The sequence below is a fragment of the Nesterenkonia muleiensis genome, from assembly GCF_003600155.1.
Classification (GTDB): domain Bacteria; phylum Actinomycetota; class Actinomycetes; order Actinomycetales; family Micrococcaceae; genus Nesterenkonia; species Nesterenkonia muleiensis.
This window is the reverse complement of record NZ_QWLD01000016.1, coordinates 141,381-159,762: the sequence shown is the minus strand read 5'-3', so window position 1 is coordinate 159,762 and position 18,382 is coordinate 141,381. Positions and strand designations below refer to the sequence as shown.

Here is an 18,382-nt window from a genome sequence, read left to right as displayed (position 1 = left end):
ACCTGGTCCTATGCACGTGATCTTCCGCACCCTGCTGATTCTGCTCAAGGCACGACGACGCCCCCGCATCTCCCCCTGGGAGGCCGCCGAGATCACCCTGCGGGCCTTGCCCACCGATGTGGACATCCTGATGCACATCAACAATGGGCAGTACTTCAGCCTCTTCGACCTGGGCCGCTATGACATGATGGCCCGTTCCGGGCTCTGGGAGGGCGCCAAGAAGCGCGGCTGGCACCCGGTGGTGCAGGCTGAGCAGATCACCTTCCGCAAATCGGTGAACTTCTGGACCAAGTTCCAGATCTACACCAAGCTGATCGGGGTGGACGAGCGGTGCTTCTACATCGAGCACCGTGTGGTGGTTGACGGCGAAATCTACGTCCGGGCCCACGTGGCCGGACGGCTGATCGGCACAAACGGTCCGGCCACCATCGAGGAGATCCTGGAGATGGCTGCCGAAAGCGGCCACCCGGCGCCGGAGAATTTCGAGGTCAGTGAGGATCTCAAGGCATGGCGCCGCGACTTCGCCCTGCCGGCCTCCCGCAAGCCCGCCCCGCATCTAAACTTCTGAGCTGCCCGCCGGATAAAGTGACACTATGGAGCTGAGCATCAGGTCGATCCGGCGGTACCCGGTGAAATCCATGGGCGGGGAGTCGCTGAGCACTGTAGAGGTGGACCCGCGTGGGTTGGCTGGCGACCGCTGGTACGCGGTGACTGACCAGGACGGGAAACTCGCCTCGGGAAAGAACGGCACCAGGTTTCGCCGCCATGACGCCGTCTTCGGTTACAGTGCCTCCACGTATGGGACCTCAGTGCAGATCACCGGTGCTGGGTGCACCTGGGCCGTGGGCGAGCCCGAGCTGAACGACGAGCTCTCGGGAGTCTTCGGCGTTCCGGTGACGGTGAGGGCGGAATCCGCAGTCCCGCACTATGACGGAGGAGCGGTCTCCCTCATCGGCAGCGCGACACTGGACTGGATGGTTGAGCGGTGGGGCGTCAATGCCGACCCCAGGCGCCTGAGGGTGAACCTGGTGTTGGCCACTGAAGAGCCCTTCGTGGAGGAGACCTGGGCCGGCTGCGAACTGGCAGTGGGGGAGGTCCGCCTGGAGGTCGAACGCCGGATTCCGCGCTGCCGCATGATCGATATCAACCAGGACGGTGCTGAGGCGGAGGGCGCATTGCTGAAGCTACTCGGCGAGCACAGGGAGCTGTGCGCCGCAGTTTACGCTGGTGTCGTCGCCCCGGGGAGCATCTCTTCCGGCGATCCGGTCGTCTTGTGCTGATGGCTCATTCATCGGGGTAGTGGAACAGGTGATCCAGCGGTGTGTCCAGGACGCGTGAGATCTGGAATGCCATCTCCAGGGATGGGGAGTACTTACCCTTCTCGATGGCGATCAGCGTCTGACGGGTGACCCCGATGCGTGCGGCGAGTTCGATCTGGGTCAGACCTGCTGAGGTGCGGAACTCTCGGATGGAGTTGGTGACACGGGTGGGTTTGGTCACTACTGGAAACCTCGTCGATAGGCGATAAGGCGCGCGATCCCGCCGACCACGGCAAAGAGGAAGAGCCCGGCGAAGAGGGTATTGCCGATCCAGAACCAGTCAGCACGGACCATGGCAAGGATCAGGGCGCCGAGGCTTCCGGCAAGGAGAAACGCCTGCCCGATGCGGTTGCCGAACCGGTCGATCTCTAGGTCGCGCAGATCGGCTCGGTGCTCGGTGTCCGAGTTGATCATCCCTGCGACGATACCAATGCCGATGCTCAGCAGGATGGCGGCCACGATGGTGGCACCGATGGTCCACAGCATCGGTTGCACCCACTGAACCTCGTGCGTCGCCTGGATGCGCAGCCGCCGAACCAGAACGGCGGCATAGACAGCCGCTGCGATGATGCTGGTGATCACCTGGGCCCATGTGTTGCGTTCTGCGTACCCCATCACGTTGCCTCACTTCACAGTCTTGCTGTAAAAAATTATTGACATATCGCTGGACTGAGTCTACTTTGAATGTGAAAAATATTTTACACCTCAGGAGGACTCATGTCTCCGGATGTTCGCATTGCGCGGTGGACAGGAACCGCATATCTCGCTCTCGCCTTGTTCGGAGTGGTGGGCTTCCTGGTCATTCGTCCTCGGCTGCACAGCGAGGAAGATCCTGCGGCAACCTCTATCAACCTCGTGGAGCAGGCCTGGCTCGGACATCTCGGAATCGCCTTCGAGCTGCTGATCGTCATTGCACAGGCCGCCGCCGCCCTCGGCCTCTACGCACTGTTCCGTGCTGAACGGCCTGTTGCAGCCTATGCCGTGGCGGCTTTTGGCATGACCAATGCGGTCACGATTCTCGGCAGCGCTGCATTCCTGATTTTGGCCTCGCAGGTGGCGGCTGACCCCGGGCTGGCTCCGGGCAACGACGCTGCGGCGGCCGTCGCGCTCGGTTTCAGTGCTGCCGATGCGTTCTGGGCCGTCGGTTCAGTATTCTTCGGCCTATGGCTGATGCCCATGGGATGGTTCATGGTCTCCACCCGGCGAATGCCGCCGGTGCTCGGCTGGATACTGATGGCGGGCGGCATCGGCTATGTGCTCAACGCCCTGCTTTCCGCTGCCGCTCCAGGGCTTCCCGCACCGCTGCTCGATATGCTGACTATCCCCGCCACGATCGGCGAGTTCTGGACCATCGGCTATCTGCTCATTCGAGGCATCCGGGCGCCCCGCGCCGACTGAGGGAGGGATGAGTTCTGTCTCCTCGGGATGCTGCTCCAGGGCAGCTGCGGTTTCTAGGCGCCTGAGTTGGCGCGAAGGATATCCAGGAAGTCGGAGACGAGCTGGTCGGGGGTGCGGGCCTCGCCCCGTTTGCCCAGATGCCCGGTGAGCGTGAGCTCGATGGCGCCATGGGTGACCGCACGCAGCAGATCGGCCTGGCGCTCCACAGGCCCGGCTGGCAGCAGCCCCACCTGCTGGGCCGGTGCGATGAGAGCGTCGAGGACTCTCGTGGCCAGTGCGGCCGCCTGGGCAAGCTCCTCGGACTCGGTGTTCCACCTCCGGTAGACCAGGCGGAAGCGTTCCGGATAGGCTAGTGCGCGTTCCACATAGTGCTGCAGCGCTTCATCGAGGGCCGGTGCGGCACCGGAGGCGAGGGTGAGCAGGCCTGAATAGACGCCCAGTTCCTCAGCAGCCACAGCCGCCAGCAGCGCCTCTTTGTGCTGGAAGTGCTTATACGGAGCGTTGTGCGAGACCCCTGCGCGCCGTCCGACCTCCCGCAGGGTGACGGCTTCCGCGCCCCCGGCGTCGATCAGTTCCGTTGCGGCGGTGACGAGAGCTTCGCGAGTACTCGGCATTCTGTGATCCTATCCAACGGAGCGCTGCTCGATGCAGTTGACAACGTCAACCAAACAGCTTTAGGTTGACAGTGTCAACAATGCATTGCTGATTCTGGAGGATTACATGCCGCGTCGTCGTACAGTACTCATCATCGGTTCCGCCTTAGCGCTTTCCCTCGGCGCAGGAGCGTGGTGGTTCCTCACGCCCCCACTGAGCCCGCTCAGCTATCCGGGCGAGCGGCCCGCATTGCAGCAGGAAGGGTATGTCTCCACCACGCATTTGGTGTTCATCGACACAGCGCCGGAGACGGTCTACACCTGGGCCAATGATCCTTCGCTCAACCTGGAGGACTTGGTCGAATTCGAGGACGGAACTCCCGCCGTGGTTGGCACGCAGCCCCTGATGGGGAGTGAACAGATTGGTGAGCGCGCAGGGTTCCGACGTCGCGTGGAGTTCGAAGACGGTCACTACCTGGCTGAGGAGATGCTGGTAGACAGCCCAGAGCGGTTCCAGTACATGATCTGGGGCTTCACCCGACCCACCCAGCGGGTGGCTGTAGATCACGGAGTGGCTGAGTTTAGGTATCTTCCCGAAGGGGATGGCACCCGGCTCAGCTGGACCTACTCGCTGATGCCCACCACCGGCCTGCTGCGCTCCGCGGTGGAGTCCTTTGTGGAGCAGACCATGGACCCGATGATGGAGGCCACCCTTGAAGCCATCCGAGAAGGCGCGGAGTCCAGCTGAAGCACACGCTGCAGCGGCTGCGGAGCCGGCTCAGACGCGGTTGATCTCCCGGCGGTGGAAGCCGATCAGTCCGAGGACGATGCCGGCCATGCAGATCAGGCTCAGCCAGAGAATGGGTGTCCATTCAATGTCCTGCACGGGGTACTCGGCCAGGTGGCCGAAGACATTGAGCTCGGCAAGGGCATCTGGGATGTCCAAAAGCCCTCCGAAAGCCGTCATCACCCCGCCGAATCCGATGATCACCCAGCCCACGGCGGTGGCGGCGCGCGGCAGCCAGCCGAACAGGGCAGTCACGATGCCGATCACCGCGAGCACCGCCGGGGCCTGGAGCGCTCCGGCCAGGAAGAGCTGACCGAAGTACTGACCGCCGTCCTGCTCCAAGGTGGCCGCAGCCCCCACGCCCATGCCCAGGCCCACCAGGCAGAGAATCAGCAGCAGACTGACCACCAGGACCAGCAGATGCGATCCCAGCCAGCGGAGCCGGCTCACCGGAGCGGACATGCCGTACTCAGCACGCCCCTTTGTCTCCTCACCGCGCAACTGACCGAGCCCGCTGACGCCCGCGGCGGCGATGAAGACGGCCATGAACACCGCCATATACGCCAGGTAGCCGAGCATCATATCTTCCCCGGCGAATATCTGGGAGATCTCCGGGGGCAGGCTGTCAGCGGCGTCGAGGATCGTCTGCGCGTAGCTGCCGAACATCAGCCCGGCCAGCAGAAGGGCGATGCCCCAGCCGCGCAGCCCGCCCTTCAGTGTTCTGAACGCCATGCCCGCCGGGGTGCCCAAGGACGGCTTGGCTTCAGCCCGGCCCAGCCTGCCGGGCAGCAGCGAGGCGTCAATGTCGCGCTTGGTGGAGAGCCAGTAGCCGGCCGCGATGAACACCGCTCCGCTGCCGATCAGCAGCAGCAGCGGCCACCAGCGGTCAAGCACGAAGGGTGCAGTCTGCTGGGACCAGCCCAGTGGTGAGGCCCAGGACAGCCCCGAACCGCCGACCTCGGCCGCGTCCCCTCCCATGCGCACCAGATAGGCCACCGCCAACAGGCCGCCGGCCAAAGCGGAGGCACCCCGCGAGGACTCACTGAGCTGGGCGGTGACCGCTGTGGCCCCGGCGAAGAAGAGACCCACTGCCAGCCCAGAGGCCGCGACCAGAGTCGAGCCGGCGGCGTCGTAGTCAGCGCTCACCCCAGCCACCAGGACCAGGCCGGCAGCAAGCGCATTGGCCGTGAGGGTGAGGATCAGGGCTGCGGTAAGAGTGGCGTGGCGCCCCACGACATTGGCCCGGACCAGCTCGGCCCGTCCGGCCTGCTCCTCGGCGCGAGAGTGCCGGACCACGGTGAAGATGCTGAACAGGGCGATGAGAACGTAGATGAACAACGCGTAGCCGCTGGCGTAGAAGCGCTCATAGGTGGGGGCATCCATACCGAACCCGGGCCCCACCATCATCCGGCCTACCGGGTCGGCGTAGAGCGAGGCCAGGCTGACCAGATCCTCCTCAGTCTCGGCGACCACGCTGACTGCATGGGCGAAGTAGAAGCCCGCCAGGGTGATGCCCAGCACCCAGGCAGTGGTGCGGATCCGGTCGCGACGCAGCATGAACCCCAGTAGCGTGCCGGTGCCGGCGAATGTGGCCTGCTCAGAGGCTGTGCTGGGCGCGCGCCGGGCTTCAGAGGAGAGCGCGGGAGCAGACATCTACGACACCTTCTTCGTCCGCGTCGTGGCCCGCACAGACGCATCCGCGTCTGCACGGGTCCCTGACGTCGCGGCTCCTGTGCCGCTGCTGACCCCGCGCTGGGAGAGGTCATCGCCGTAGTGCCGCATCAGCAGCTGCTCGAGAGTCGGCGGGTGGGCCACGATGGAGCGGATGCCCAGATCGGCGAGCAGGCTCATGACCTCCCCCACATGGTCGCCGTCCACTTCGAACACCGTGCGCTCGGCCTCGGTGTGGACATCGTGCACAAAGCTGAGCCCTGCGACGGACTCAGCGGAGCGGTCGGTCTCCACCTCGATGGTGGTCCGGGTCATATGCCGCAGCTCGGAGAGCGTGCCGGACTCTACAATATGACCGGCGCGGATGATGGAGATCCGGTCGGAGAGCGCCTCCACCTGGGCCAGGATATGGCTGGAGAGCAGCACTGAGCGGCCCTGGTCCTTCAGCTCCTTGACGACCTCCTGAAAGACCGCTTCCATCAGGGGGTCGAGCCCTGCGGTCGGCTCATCGAGCAGCAGCAGATCCACGTCGGCCGCCAGTGCGGCGATCAGCGCGACCTTCTGCCGGTTGCCCTTGGAGTAGGTGCGGGTCTTCTTCCGCGGGTCCAAGCCGAAGCGCTCGACCAGCTCATCGCGGCGGACCTTGTCATAGGGCCCGCGCAGCCGCAGGAAGAGATCGATGACCTCGCCGCCGGTGAGATTGGGCCAGAGCTCGACGTCGCCGGGCACATAGGCCAGGCGCTCGTGCAAGGAGACCGCGTCGCGCCATGGGTCACGGCCGAAGACTTCCACGCTGCCGGAGTCCGGGCGCAGCAGTCCCAGCAGTATGCGCATGGTGACCGACTTCCCGGCCCCGTTGGGGCCCAGATAGCCGTGTACCTCACCTGGGGCGATGCTCAGACTCAGATGGTCCAGCGCACGGACCGGGCCGAACTCCTTGACCAGGTCTTGGGTGCGGATGACCGGTGGCGATTCGCTCATGAGTCAGGTCCTCTCTGTGAGGTCTGTGGTGGTGCAGAGGGCGCTTCGGACGGGGCGGTGATCTGGCTCAGCGCATGGTCATAGGCGCCAGGTGTGAAGACACCGTGGGCGTAGATGTCGAAGACGGTGAGGATGTATGGCCCCCACTCCTCTGGCGGGTCGTCCATGGGGCTGGTGCCGATCAGCCGCTTCATCTGGCGGTGCAGCATCATCGCCCCGAGCCCTTGGAGCAGGAGCATGGCCGCCCGGTGCCGCTCGTTCGGACTGGGTCTGACCAGGCCCTGCTCCACTGCATCGGTGGTATAGGCCACCGCATCGTCTACAAGCTGATCCATGAGCGCATCGACCTCCTCGCCTCCGGCCATCAGGGCCTGGGTCAGGTAGCGCAGGAGCGGACGATGAGCGGCGGACTGCCGCAGCATCGCTTCGAACGTGAACTGCTCTCCCATGGCCACCGCCATGGTCTTGTATGCGTATATCCGGCGGGCAGCCTCCTGGTCACAGGCGGTGCGCAGCCCTGACGTGGAACCGAAGTGGTGGATCACCAGCGGGGCGGAGACCTCGGCCAGTGCTGCGATCTGCTTGAGGGTGACCGCGCCGAGGCCGTGTTCTGCGTAGAGCTCGATGGCGGCATCGATGATGCGCTGCTTGGCCTCGCGTTTCGCAGCTGAGGCGCCTCGGGCACCGCCGTAGTGATAAACCAACGTTGTCACCTCACCCCGAGACCGCAGATCTGTGGCTGAACAGGCATTCAGCCTCTGGATCACGACGTTAGCTGAACGACTGTTCAGACCTCAACACCGCTGAACGCCGGCGATGTCGCGTTCAGCGGGCAGGTGCCCTCCCGCTGCGGAGGGGCACCCGCCCTGGCTGCCGGTTCAGACCAGCTCAACCCCGGTGGACTGCCGCACCTGAGCCTCACTGATACCGGGGGCGGTCTCCACCAGGCGCAGCCTGGGCTCCTCCGGGGAGCCGGTGACCTCGATGACGGCCAGGTCGGTGATGATCTGGTCCACCACTGCCCGGCCGGTCAGCGGCAGCGTGCATCGGGGAAGGATCTTGGCCGAACCGTCTTTGGCGAGATGGTCCATCAGCACGATGACCTTCTTGGCACCGTGCACCAAGTCCATCGCCCCGCCCATCCCTTTGACCATCTTGCCCGGGACCATCCAGTTGGCGAGGTCTCCGTTGGCCGCCACCTGCATCCCGCCCAGTACCGCGATGTCGATCTTGCCGCCGCGGATCATGCCGAAGCTCAGCGCTGAGTCGAAGAACGCGGCACCGGGGTTGACGGTGACCGTCTCTTTGCCGGCATTGATCAGGTCGGGATCGACGTTGTTCTCTGTGGGATAGGGCCCCACGCCGAGTATTCCGTTCTCTGACTGCAGCACCACGGTGCGTCCTGCCGGAATGTGATTGGGGATCAGGGTGGGCATGCCGATGCCTAGGTTGACGTAGGATCCGTCCACCAGCTCCTGGGCTGCGCGTGCGGCCATCTGGTCCCTGGTCCAGCCTTGGGAAGTTGTCGTCTCCATGGTGTTCCTCCTTCTGCGGCTCAGGCCTGCTCTGCGGACTCGGTGGTGGTCACCGTGCGCCGTTCAATCGGTTTGTCGATCTCGGAGCCCACTTCGACGATGCGGTGGACGAACACCCCAGGAAGATGCACCTGGTCGGGATCGATCTGTCCCGGTTCCACCAGTTCCTCCACCTGGGCGATGCAGACCCGTCCTGACATCGCCGCAGCCGGGGAGAACTGCCTGGCGGACTTGTTGAACACCAGGTTGCCGTGGCGGTCCCCGCGCAGGGCGTGCACCAGAGAGTAGTCGGTGACGATGGACTCTTCCAGGACGTACTCCAGCTCCTCTCCCTCATGGGTGCGGAAGCGGCGTACCTCCTTCGGTGCGGACTCCTCGACCACGTTGCCTGCGGCGTCGTACCTGACTGGTATTCCGCCATCGGCGACCTGGGTGCCGACTCCGGTGCGGGTGTAGAAACCCGGTATTCCCGCCCCGCCGGCGTGCATCTTCTCCGCCAGTGTGCCCTGTGGGACCAGTTCCAGCTCCAGCTCTCCTTCAAGGTACTGGCGGGCGAATTCGCGGTTCTCCCCCACATAGGAGGAGGTCATCTTCGTGATCCGCTCGGCGGCGAGCAGCACACCCAGCCCCCAGCCGTCGACCCCGCAGTTGTTGGAGACGACGGAGAGGTCTGAGGCGCCCTGTTCCAACAGGGCTTCGATCAGCTGGATCGGGTTTCCGCTGAGGCCGAACCCGCCGACTGCCAGCGAGGCTCCGTGGTGTATGTCGGCAACCGCCTCGGCTGCGCTTGCCATGGTCTTATCGAAACTCAACGTATCCTCCTGTGAATGCGTTCGATCTGAGGTGGTGTGGGGGTCTGATTCAGCTTGCGCTCCAGCCGCCGTCCATGGTGTAGGAGGCTCCGGTCACCATACCGGCGGCGTCTGAGGCGAGCCAGAGCGCCAGTGAAGCGACCTCTTCGGGTTCGACCATCCGTTTCACAGCAGCCTCGGTGAGCATGATCTTCTCCACCACCTCACTTTCCGCGATGCCGTGGATCCGGGCCTGGTCGGCGATCTGCTTCTCCACCAAGGGAGTGCGGACATAGGCGGGGTTGATGCAGTTGGAGGTCACTCCGTGCTGTGCGCCCTCCAATGCGGTGACCTTGGAGAGCCCTTCCAGAGCATGCTTGGCCGCCACATAGGCTGATTTGAAGGCGCTGGCACGCAGTCCGTGGACCGATGAGAGGTTGATGATCCGGCCGAATCCCCGCTGGTACATCCCTGGAAGCGCCGCCCGGGTCAGCAGGAACGGGGACTCGACCATCAGCCGGTGGATCAGCCGCCAGGCTTCGGGATCGAACTCTTCGATGGCGGAGACCCGTTGAATTCCGGCGTTGTGGACCAGAATGTCGATGTCCAGGCTGAGCTCGTCCAGGGCGGTGGTGTCCGCGAGGTCAACCGCCCAGGCCTCACCTCCGGTTTCTGCGGCCACCCGGCGTGCTGCCTCGCCGTCCAGGTCGGCGACGGTCACCGTGGCACCGGCTTCGGCGAAAGCCCTGACGCAGGCGGCTCCGATGCCGGAGGCTCCGCCGGTGACCAGAGCGCGGCGGCCTTGCAGCGTGTGTGCGGAAAAGATAGAGGTGGGGTTCGAGGTCATCGTTTCTCCTTGAGTGGTGTGGGGTGATCCGGCGCAGGGCTGCTGAATCCTGGATCAGAAGCTTCCGACGGCGGTGACCAGCCCGCCCAGGATCAGCACAGTCAGCACCGGGGCCCCGATGGTCACGATGCCCAGGTCCTTATAGGCCTGCCGGTGGGTGAGTCCGCAGACGATCAGCAGGGTGACCACGGCACCTGAGTGGGGGAGGGTGTCGAGTCCGCCGGCGGCCATCGCGGTGAGCCTGTGCATGGCTTCCAGGCTGACTCCATCATTGACCGCCAGTTCCCGGAGGTCCTCACCCAAGGCGTTGAGGGCGATGGTCATGCCTCCTGATGAGGACCCGGTCAGGCCAGCGGTGATGGAGACGGTCATCACCGAGGTCCACAGGGCGTTGAGGCCCATGTTGAACACTGAGTCACGCACTACCGCGAATGCTGCGACCGAGGCGACCACCGCGCCGTAGCCGACCTCGGAGGCGGTGCTGAAGATCGGCAGCATGGAGCGTTTCACGCCGTCGGTGAAGCCGATGCGCAGTTCGTTCAGGTTCCGGAAGTTCAGGGCGAGGATCAGCAGAATCGCAGAGACGATGCCCAGCAGCACCGCCCACAGCCCGGCCCGTGAGTCCATCACGATTCCGCCGAACTGGTCTTCCTGCAGGTAGCTCCAGTCCAGCCGGGGGAAGATCACCAGGGTGCAGGCAAAGTTGACTGCGAAGACGGTCAGAAGCGGCAGGAACGGGACCAGCTGGTGAGGCGGTGCCAGGGTCTTGACCTCGCCGGCTGCGCCGTCGTCAGAGGGGCCGCCGATGATCTGCCGGCTCTGCGGGCTGTCAAAGCGCTCCTCCTTCTTCATCAGGGCATGCCGCCGGTACTCCAGCCAGGTCATCCCGAGTCCGAAGATCATCAGACCCCCGAGCAGGCCGATGCCTGGGGCTGCGAAGGACCCGGTGTCGAAGAACTGGCCGGGGATGATGTTCTGCACCTGGGGACTGCCGGGAAGGGCTGTCATGGTGAAGGTGAAGATGCCCAGCGCGATGGTGGCGGGAATGAGCCGGCGTGGGATATCGGCCACGCGGAACAGCTCCCGTGCCAGGGGGTACATCACAAAGGCGACCACGAACAAGCTGATGCCGCCGTAGGTCATCAGAGCCGAGGTGACCACGGTGGCAGCGATGGCGCTCCGGGCGCCGACCAGCTGGGTGACTGTGCGGGCGATGCTCTCCGCGTAGCCGGTGATGGTCATCAGCACACCGAAGATCGCGCCGGTGAGGAACACCGGGAACCAGCTGCCGACGAAGTCAGCCATCGCGGGCATGAAGATTTCGGTGTAGGAGGCGAGAATGGGCGCTCCTGAGAACACCACAGCAACGACGGATGCTATCGGGGCGGCGATGATCACAGGAACCCCTCGATAGGCCAGGGTGATCAGCAGCACCAATGAGGCAATGATGCCGATAATGGCCACGGTCATGGGTTCTCCTCGGAGGGTAGTGGGCGTCAGGACGCCAGCAGAACAGAATGCGGTTGCGGAACCGATCAGCGTCGACAGTGTGATCGGGATCTCATTAACGTTCAGCATGCTGCCAATGAGGCGTGCGGCGCTACATCTGTGCGTTCAATGGTCAGTGCAGAATTTTGTAGCTGGCTACGAATGGGGAGGGTGGTTGTTCCCAGTTCCAGCGCGTGCAGCCAGGGCCCACGACAGTTCCACCAAGGTGTCGACGTCACCGAGATCAGCACCGACCAACGCTCTGAACCGCTCCAGGCGGTAGCGCAGCGTGTTGACGTGCACCGGGATGCTCTGGGCCGCTGCCGGGATGTTCATCCGATGGCGCAGGTAGGCCTGCACTGCTTCGAGCATGTTCTCCCCGAAGGCTCCTTGGTCCTCCAATGGCTGCAGATACTGCTCGCAGAGCATGGAGGTGACTTCCGGAGTGGTATGAACGGCCAGGCGCCAGGAGAGCCGCTCCACGTCCACCGCGCCGGTCTGCCCTGTGCATTCAGCACCCTTGAGCGCCAGCGAGGCCGCTTCGAACGACTTGGGCAGTGACTCCAGGGTCACCAGATGACCGATGCCCACGGTGATGCCCTTGGGTTGGACAGAAGGCACAGGAGTGCCCAGCATGATCCCGACCAGAGAGCCGGCGCGCACGGCGGTCAGCAGCTCCGTCCCGGTCGAGTCCGCCCATCGGTGCAGCCGCTGCCGGCTCTGCTCGGCGGTGGAGTTGACGACGACGGCGCACACCGGCTCTGTGGTGGGCACGTTGTAGAGAGCCGCCCCGCGCAGCAGTTCTGCCGGATCCATCTGGGTGGCCACCACATTGCCGATCCATTCGGTCCGGCGGGAGGAGTCTGCCAGCATCCGTGAGACTTCCCGCTCCTGGTACACCACTCCTGCGCGTGAGGAGAAGGCATCACCCAAGGACCATAAGAGGATCGAGGAGTCCAGCACCTGATCGGTGGGAATCCCGGCCAACGGTGCACGGTGCACCAGCTTGTCCAGGATTCCGGACATGCAGATCCGGAACCCAGCGAGCATACTGCCGATCGGCACACCCTGGGCGTGCCGCTCCGCGGCCAAGGAATCGGCTTCGTCGACATCCTCAGGACGGGGTTGGGCGCCGGTGCGAATCGTGCGGATGCTCAGCGCGAGGTTTCTGCGCACTGAGGCCTGGAGTGCCTCGGTGGGAACATCGTCGTATCCAGGAACGGTCGCGCGGATCCTCCGCACGGTCTGCTCCAGAATGGAGTCGTCATGGGCCAGCTCATCGAGCAGTCTGTCCCACGGCCCATCCCCGAAGTGCGGGCGCGTGGCCTGGGATGGCACGCCGGTCACCCCTATACCTTGGCCTTCGGCGCAGCACCCTGGCTGTGGCTCAGCCTGTCCAGCGCCTCCTGCATATGCGACTCCACCGCCTCGACCATGCCTTCTGCATCCGCGGAGGCGATGGCCTCGGCGATCCGGCGGTGCTCGGCCACCTGATCCTCCGGGTCGCGGTATGTGCCTTGGAGCGCGGTCAGGCACATCCGGGTCTCCACCATCAGGGTCTGGTGCATCCGGTGCAGCCGCGGGCTGCCGGCGCTGGCGACCAGCACCTCGTGGAAATGCAGGTCCGCATCGGAGAGCTCCTCCAGGTCGCCTTTCTCCGCCGCGGTCTGCATGGCCTCGTAGGCGGCCCGCAGTGCGGTCACGGCCTCTTGCCGCTGCTCACGGATGATGCTGCGTCCGGCGGCAGTCTCAATGGCGATCCGTGCAGCGTAGAGATCCTTGATCTCGTGGTCGTTGAGCTCCTTGACGAACAGTCCCCGGTTGGGTTCAGCGTGGACCAGCCCTTCCTGGACCAGACGCTGGGTGGCCTCACGCAGCGGCCCCCGGCTCACCCCGAACTGGGCCGCCAGGGCAGCCTCGGAGAGCTGGGCCCCGGGAGCCAGCCTGCCGTACATGATCGCCTCACGGAGCTGACGGGTGATCAGACCGGCGGTGGATTCGCGGTTGACCCGTGTGAACGGCTGGGGACTGGACATGGACGCTCCGATTCAGGGATTGTTGACAATCAAATTTTAGGCGGTGTCTTCTTCGGCGGCGCCCTCGGCGCTGAACAGCGAGCCCAGTCTGGGAAGCTGCGGCTGGGCGACCCCGGCGGTCCGCATGCCCTCCCAGATGGTGACTTGGTTGGCGGTCAGCACCGGCTTGCCCAACGCCTGTTCGAGCGATTCGATCCACAGCAGGGAGTGCATGGCAGTGTCCGGCACCAGCACTGCCTCGGCCTCCGGCACGTCCACCGCCTGGACCATGGTCATGATCTCCTTGCCTCCCATCCGGCCCACGGCGTGGGCGGTGAAGACCCCATGGGCGGCAAAGGCTACCACCTCGATCCGGCCTGCCCGCAGGAACTTACGGAAATAGGAGGCCAGCTCCTCCGGGTACGACGCCGCCACCGCCACGGTGGAGACGCCGAGAGCCTCCAGGGCGCGCGCGAAGGCCAGTGACGTCGAGGAGGCCGGAAGGCCCGATGCCTCTGACAACTGTTGGGCCTGCTGATGAGCACCTTCCCACCCGTAGACGAAGCTCCCGGAGGTGCAGGCCCACATCATCGAGTCGACCGGCTGTTCTTGCAGGAGTCGGCCGGCGCCCTCGGCGAGCCGGGCAGCGGAGCCGGTCTCCAGGAGCGCCTCAGGGGTGTGCTCATCCACCCCGATAGTGGTGATGCTGACCGGCAGGTGGACAGCGGGTGGGGCGCGGTGGGCCTCCAGGACGGCTTCGAAGGCAGGATAGTCATCCTCGGCGGCATGGCCGGGGTAGAGGATGCCGACGGTGACGGGGTTGTTCATGGGTGTGCTGCTCCTTGGGAGTCGAATGACCGGGCGGCCGCACAGGCCGTGTCCGGACCGGCTCCGCGGGCGTTCTCACCCAGGCATGCTCGGCGCAGCGCTGCGCCAGGGCCGAAGTACTCCCGGCCGGCCTGCCGCAGCGCAGCCCATACCGTGGCCTGATTGGCCGAGATGACCGGTTTGCCGAGGTCCTGCTCCAGCTGATCAAGCACCTCGTAGGTGGGAAGGTTGGTGCAGGAGATCAGCACCGCATCGGCGTCAGGGGAGTCGGCGCGGCGGACTAACTCGTAGGTGTCCTCCCAGGGGACAGTCCAGATCCTGCCGCTGAGCCCCAGATTCGCAGTGTGCACCAGTTCCACCTCGGCCTCGGCGAAGAACCGTCCGAAGAGAGCACCGACCGCCTGGTCGTAAGGGGTGGCCGCAGCGACACTTCGCGCTCCTAGGGCGTGGACAGCCTCCAACAGCGCCCCGGAGGTGGTGAGGGCGGCCGGCGGCTGGGAGGGATCGGGCGCGGGGGAGGGCGACTCATAGGCGCCGGCGGTGTCCACGGCGAACGCGGCGGCCGAAGCCGCTTCCCTGCCTGCTTCGGAGATCGCCTCGGTCAACCGGCGCTCGCCGGCCAGTCCGCGCACGAAGCTGCCTGAGGTGCAGCCGTAGATATAGCCGGCCGGGGCTGCGGCGGAGACCGCACGCACTGCAGCGGTGATCAGCTCGGGCCGGGAGATCTCCCGCGCCTGTTCGACGGTCACCGCCAGCGGTTCGAACGGAGTGCGGGTGAACAGCAGGTCCAACTGCTCGAACCCGTAGCGGTCCCGCGAGAACTGCCGAAGTTCCCGGTCCAGGGCCATGTCGTAGGGCACAACGGTGCCCACTGGCACTGCCAGCGGAGTGTCTGTGCCGCCGGGATGTGTGCTGTGGAAGTGCGTCACAGTGGACCCCTCACGTGTGGCGGGAACATGTGCTGCAGGATTGTTGACAATCTGCAGATTGAGTTCCTAATGTAGCACCCATGTCAGAGTCTCGTCCGGTCATCACGGTGCTTCGTCCCTCCGACCCGGACTCGCCGCACCGGACCCCTCCCGGGCTCGACAGGATCGCTGACCGCTCTGACATCCGCTATACCGACGCCGAGCACCTTGCTGAGGACATTGCCGGCTCCGACGCCCTGTTCCTCTGGGACTTCTTCTCCGGGGCGCTGCAGAAGGCATGGCCGGCGGCCGACCGGCTGAAGTGGATCCATGTCGCGGCCGCAGGGGTAGACACCCTGATCTTTGATGACCTGCGTGATTCAGAGGTCGTGGTGACCAATGCGCAGGGAGTCTTCGACCGGCCCATCGCCGAATGGGTGCTGGGGGCTGTGCTGGCCGAGGCCAAAGACTTCGCCGGCAATTACCGCCACAAGGCCGCCGCCACCTGGTACCACCGTGAGACCAAGCGAGTTCAAGGGGCTAAGGCCCTGGTGATCGGCACCGGAGCCATCGGCCGGGAGATCGCCCGGCTGCTCAGGGCAGTGGGCATCGAGGTGACCGGGGCAGGCCGCACCGCGCGGGACGAGGACCAGGACTTCGGCGTCGTCGTGCTCTCCGAAACCCTGCAGGAGCACGTGGGGGAGTTCGACATCATCGTCAACGCCGCCCCCCTGACTGCTGCCACCACCGGGCTGATCGGTCCGGTCACCCTTGCCGCGGTGAAGCCCGGGGCGCATCTGATCAACATTGGCCGCGGCGCCTCAGTGGATGAGCAGGCGCTGGTCGAGGCCCTGCGGGAGGGGCCGTTGGGGTTCGCCTCCCTGGACGTGTTCGCCCAGGAGCCGCTGCCGGCTGAGTCTGCGCTCTGGGGTCTGGACAATGTGATGATCGCAGCCCATATGTCCGGCGATGTGCACGGCTGGCGGGATACCCTGGCGGAGCTGTTCCTCAGCAACGCTGAGCGCTGGCTGGACGGAGAGGGCCTGGTCAACGTGGTGGACAAGTCCAAGGGATATGTGCCCCGGCCCTCCACATGATGGGCGTGGCCCTATAGTTCTGACTGAGGCTCTGACAGCCGATCAACACCATAAAGATACGTCCACGCAATACGGAGTGAGGGAGGAACTGACCCATGGAGACCACGCCGACAGATCTCGCGGATCTGACTGCTGCAGAGCTGGTGGAGGGCTACGCCGCCGGGGAGTTCACTCCCGTGGATGCCGCCGAGGCGGCCCTGGACCGGATCGAGGAGCGCGACGGCGACCTCAACGCCTTTGTGCTGGTGGACCGGGAGTCAGCCCTCGCCTCAGCCGAGGAATCGGCCGCCCGCTGGAAATCAGGAGAGACCCTGGGCATCGGCGATGGTGTCCCGACCTCGATCAAGGATATCTTCATCACCAAGGGGTGGCCCACTCTGCGCGGTTCCACCCTGATCGATGACGCTGGGCCGTGGGACGCTGACGCTCCCTGTGTAGCCCGGCTGCGTGGGACCGGTGCAGTGCTGCTGGGCAAGGTCACCACCCCCGAATTCGCCTGGAAGGGCACCACCGACAGCATCCGCTACGGGCCGACCAGCAACCCCTGGAACCCGGCCACCACCGCCGGTGGATCCTCGGGAGGCTCTTCCGCGGCAGTCGGTGCCGGGATGGGGGCGTGGTCAGTGGGTACTGATGCGGGCGGATCAGTGCGCATCCCTGCTTCCTTCACCGGTACCTTTGCGCTGAAGCCGACCTTCGGCACAGTGCCGATGTTCCCGGCCTCCCCCTTCGGCACTTTGGCTCACGCAGGCCCGATGACCCGTACGGTGAAGGACGCGGCGATGCTGATGGACGTCATCACCGGCTTCGACTCCCGGGACTGGCATGCGCTGCCCACGCCCAGTGGTTCGTACAGTGCTGGGCTCGAGGATGGCGTGGAGGGACTGCGCATCGCGTTCTCCCCGACACTCGGATTCGGCGAGAATGCCCCCGAGGTGGAGCGCCTGGTGCGTGAGGCGGTGAAGGTCCTGGAGGCTGCCGGTGCCGTCATCGAGGAGGTCGACCCGGGGTTCGAGGACCCGGTGGAGCCCTTCCACGTGCTCTGGTTCACCGGCGCAGCGAAAGTGGTGGCTGCCTACGGCCCAGATGCGCTCAGCAAAGTGGACCCTGATCTCAGAGCCGGCATCGAGCAGTATGCCGACTCCACAGCGCTGGATTTCCTGGAGGCCACTGCGGTGCGCATGGACCTTGGGGTGCTGATGGGCGCCTTCCATGAGAAGTACGACCTGCTGGTCACCCCCACCATGCCGATCACGGCGTTCGACTGCACCCGCCAGGCGCCTCTAGGGTGGAAGTCGGACCTGTGGACCTCCTGGACCCCTTATACCTACCCCTTCAATATGACCCAGCAGCCGGCGGCCTCAGTGCCCTGTGGTGTGGCCTCTGACGGGCTGCCGGTGGGACTGCAGTTCGTAGGTGCCCGTACTCAGGACCAGCTGGTGCTGCGCGCGGCCCGTGCCTATGAAAAAGCCTCTGGAGAGGCCTTCGCCCGGCCCGTGCCGCCCCACGCCGCCTCGGCGGCGGGCTGAGAACGGCGGTGTCAGTGGCACGGTACCTCACCATCACGCTGGAGAAGCGCGGGGTCACCGCCCTGGCCGTACTGCTCGACGACGCCGCCCCGCGCACCTGCGCCGCCGTCTGGGAGGCCCTGCCGCAGTCTGGGCAGGTCTATCACGGCAAGTACGCGCGCAATGAGATCTATCACCTGGTGCCCGCCTTCGCCTCGGTTGAACCTGGCAAGGAGAACACCACGGTGACTCCGATCCCCGGGGACGTCTGCTACTTCTCCTTCGACTCCGATGATCTGGGCAATCCCGCCTACGGCTACGAGCAGGAAGCTGATGTGCGGGCTCCCGAGCCGGCCGGCGCCAAAGCGATCATCGATCTGGCGGTGTTCTACGGGCGGAACAATCTGCTGATCAACGGTGATCAGGGCTGGGTGCCAGGCAATGTCTTCGCCACCATCGTGGAGGGACTGGATGAGCTGGCCCAGGCCTGTCAGTCCATCTGGATGGACGGGGCTCGCGGCGAGAAGCTCACCTTCGCCCGCTCGCACCAGGACTGAAACCCGCCAGCAGGTCCTTCACAGGGTGCCTGTTCACCCGGTGCGGGATGGTGGAAGAT

The 18,382-nt window shown here is 65.2% G+C and carries 21 protein-coding genes; 7 read left to right on the top strand and 14 right to left on the bottom strand.

The features are described from left to right. Positions 1 to 10: 10 nt before the first annotated feature. Both DVO78_RS05735 and DVO78_RS05730 read left to right on the top strand, forming a co-directional pair. Positions 11 to 568 (top strand): thioesterase family protein, encoded by a 558-nt coding sequence (locus DVO78_RS05735; RefSeq protein ID WP_120003852.1) that lies wholly within the window; start codon positions 11 to 13, stop codon positions 566 to 568. A 25-nt stretch (positions 569 to 593) separates the two neighbouring features. Further along, positions 594 to 1,280: an MOSC domain-containing protein gene (locus DVO78_RS05730; RefSeq protein WP_120003851.1), complete on the top strand. Its 687-nt coding sequence runs from the start codon at positions 594 to 596 to the stop codon at positions 1,278 to 1,280. Positions 1,281 to 1,284: 4 nt separating this feature from the next. Here the strand turns inward: DVO78_RS05730 and DVO78_RS05725 are convergent, their stop codons facing one another. Both DVO78_RS05725 and DVO78_RS05720 read right to left on the bottom strand, forming a co-directional pair. Then, complete coding sequence (locus DVO78_RS05725; RefSeq protein WP_120003850.1) at positions 1,285 to 1,500, bottom strand: helix-turn-helix transcriptional regulator; 216 nt, start codon at positions 1,498 to 1,500, stop codon at positions 1,285 to 1,287. After that, a complete protein-coding gene (locus DVO78_RS05720; RefSeq protein WP_120003849.1) occupies positions 1,500 to 1,934 on the bottom strand; it encodes a hypothetical protein in 435 nt (144 codons plus the stop codon). The genes DVO78_RS05725 and DVO78_RS05720 overlap by 1 nt, the downstream gene beginning before the upstream one ends. 102 nt (positions 1,935 to 2,036) lie before the next feature. Between DVO78_RS05720 and DVO78_RS05715 the strand changes: the two genes are divergently transcribed. Then, positions 2,037 to 2,717, top strand: coding sequence for a DUF4386 domain-containing protein (locus DVO78_RS05715; RefSeq protein WP_120003848.1), 681 nt, complete (start codon positions 2,037 to 2,039; stop codon positions 2,715 to 2,717). A gap of 53 nt (positions 2,718 to 2,770) precedes the next feature. Here DVO78_RS05715 and DVO78_RS05710 read toward each other — a convergent pair whose 3' ends face one another. Next, on the bottom strand, positions 2,771 to 3,331 hold the full coding sequence (locus DVO78_RS05710) for a TetR/AcrR family transcriptional regulator (RefSeq protein ID WP_120003847.1): 561 nt from the start codon (positions 3,329 to 3,331) through the stop codon (positions 2,771 to 2,773). 106 nt (positions 3,332 to 3,437) lie between these two features. On the opposite strand from DVO78_RS05710, the gene DVO78_RS05705 reads away from it, so the two are divergent. Continuing rightward, the gene (locus DVO78_RS05705) at positions 3,438 to 4,058 is read left to right on the top strand and encodes an SRPBCC family protein (protein WP_120003846.1); all 621 of its coding nucleotides are present in this window, start codon (positions 3,438 to 3,440) and stop codon (positions 4,056 to 4,058) included. A gap of 30 nt (positions 4,059 to 4,088) precedes the next feature. Here the strand turns inward: DVO78_RS05705 and DVO78_RS05700 are convergent, their stop codons facing one another. The 11 genes from DVO78_RS05700 to DVO78_RS05650 form a co-directional block, all read right to left on the bottom strand. After that, positions 4,089 to 5,750 carry an ABC transporter permease gene (locus tag DVO78_RS05700; protein ID WP_120003845.1) on the bottom strand — a complete coding sequence of 554 codons (1,662 nt, stop codon included), beginning with the start codon at positions 5,748 to 5,750 and terminating at the stop codon, positions 4,089 to 4,091. Continuing rightward, complete coding sequence (locus tag DVO78_RS05695) at positions 5,751 to 6,749, bottom strand: ABC transporter ATP-binding protein (RefSeq protein WP_120003844.1); 999 nt, start codon at positions 6,747 to 6,749, stop codon at positions 5,751 to 5,753. It lies immediately after the preceding gene. Further along, positions 6,746 to 7,462, bottom strand: coding sequence for a TetR/AcrR family transcriptional regulator (locus DVO78_RS05690; RefSeq protein WP_157983885.1), 717 nt, complete (start codon positions 7,460 to 7,462; stop codon positions 6,746 to 6,748). Before DVO78_RS05690 ends, DVO78_RS05695 begins: the two co-directional genes overlap by 4 nt. A 165-nt stretch (positions 7,463 to 7,627) precedes the next feature. Beyond that, positions 7,628 to 8,284, bottom strand: coding sequence for a CoA transferase subunit B (locus DVO78_RS05685; RefSeq protein ID WP_120003842.1), 657 nt, complete (start codon positions 8,282 to 8,284; stop codon positions 7,628 to 7,630). 20 nt (positions 8,285 to 8,304) lie between these two features. Continuing rightward, positions 8,305 to 9,096, bottom strand: coding sequence for a CoA transferase subunit A (locus DVO78_RS05680; RefSeq protein WP_238385158.1), 792 nt, complete (start codon positions 9,094 to 9,096; stop codon positions 8,305 to 8,307). A gap of 49 nt (positions 9,097 to 9,145) precedes the next feature. Continuing rightward, entirely contained in the window at positions 9,146 to 9,922 is a 777-nt protein-coding gene (locus tag DVO78_RS05675) for a 3-hydroxybutyrate dehydrogenase (RefSeq protein ID WP_120003840.1), read from the bottom strand. 54 nt (positions 9,923 to 9,976) lie between these two features. After that, on the bottom strand, positions 9,977 to 11,392 hold the full coding sequence (locus DVO78_RS05670) for a GntP family permease (protein WP_120003839.1): 1,416 nt from the start codon (positions 11,390 to 11,392) through the stop codon (positions 9,977 to 9,979). A 174-nt stretch (positions 11,393 to 11,566) separates the two neighbouring features. After that, positions 11,567 to 12,757: a PucR family transcriptional regulator gene (locus DVO78_RS05665; protein WP_120003838.1), complete on the bottom strand. Its 1,191-nt coding sequence runs from the start codon at positions 12,755 to 12,757 to the stop codon at positions 11,567 to 11,569. 2 nt (positions 12,758 to 12,759) lie between these two features. Next, positions 12,760 to 13,446 carry a GntR family transcriptional regulator gene (locus DVO78_RS05660; RefSeq protein ID WP_120003837.1) on the bottom strand — a complete coding sequence of 229 codons (687 nt, stop codon included), beginning with the start codon at positions 13,444 to 13,446 and terminating at the stop codon, positions 12,760 to 12,762. A 36-nt stretch (positions 13,447 to 13,482) separates the two neighbouring features. Beyond that, entirely contained in the window at positions 13,483 to 14,253 is a 771-nt protein-coding gene (locus DVO78_RS05655; RefSeq protein ID WP_120003836.1) for a maleate cis-trans isomerase family protein, read from the bottom strand. Next, entirely contained in the window at positions 14,250 to 15,182 is a 933-nt protein-coding gene (locus tag DVO78_RS05650) for a maleate cis-trans isomerase family protein (RefSeq protein ID WP_202912094.1), read from the bottom strand. The genes DVO78_RS05655 and DVO78_RS05650 overlap by 4 nt, the downstream gene beginning before the upstream one ends. A gap of 80 nt (positions 15,183 to 15,262) precedes the next feature. Here DVO78_RS05650 and DVO78_RS05645 point away from each other — a divergent pair, with 80 nt between their 5' ends. The 3 genes from DVO78_RS05645 (at position 15,263) to DVO78_RS05635 (ending at position 18,323) form a co-directional block, all read left to right on the top strand. Then, positions 15,263 to 16,258 carry a D-2-hydroxyacid dehydrogenase gene (locus DVO78_RS05645; RefSeq protein ID WP_120003835.1) on the top strand — a complete coding sequence of 332 codons (996 nt, stop codon included), beginning with the start codon at positions 15,263 to 15,265 and terminating at the stop codon, positions 16,256 to 16,258. 95 nt (positions 16,259 to 16,353) lie between these two features. Beyond that, on the top strand, positions 16,354 to 17,787 hold the full coding sequence (locus DVO78_RS05640) for an amidase (RefSeq protein ID WP_120003834.1): 1,434 nt from the start codon (positions 16,354 to 16,356) through the stop codon (positions 17,785 to 17,787). Positions 17,788 to 17,801: 14 nt separating this feature from the next. Continuing rightward, the gene (locus DVO78_RS05635) at positions 17,802 to 18,323 is read left to right on the top strand and encodes a DUF3830 family protein (RefSeq protein ID WP_120003996.1); all 522 of its coding nucleotides are present in this window, start codon (positions 17,802 to 17,804) and stop codon (positions 18,321 to 18,323) included. Positions 18,324 to 18,382 lie beyond the last annotated feature (59 nt).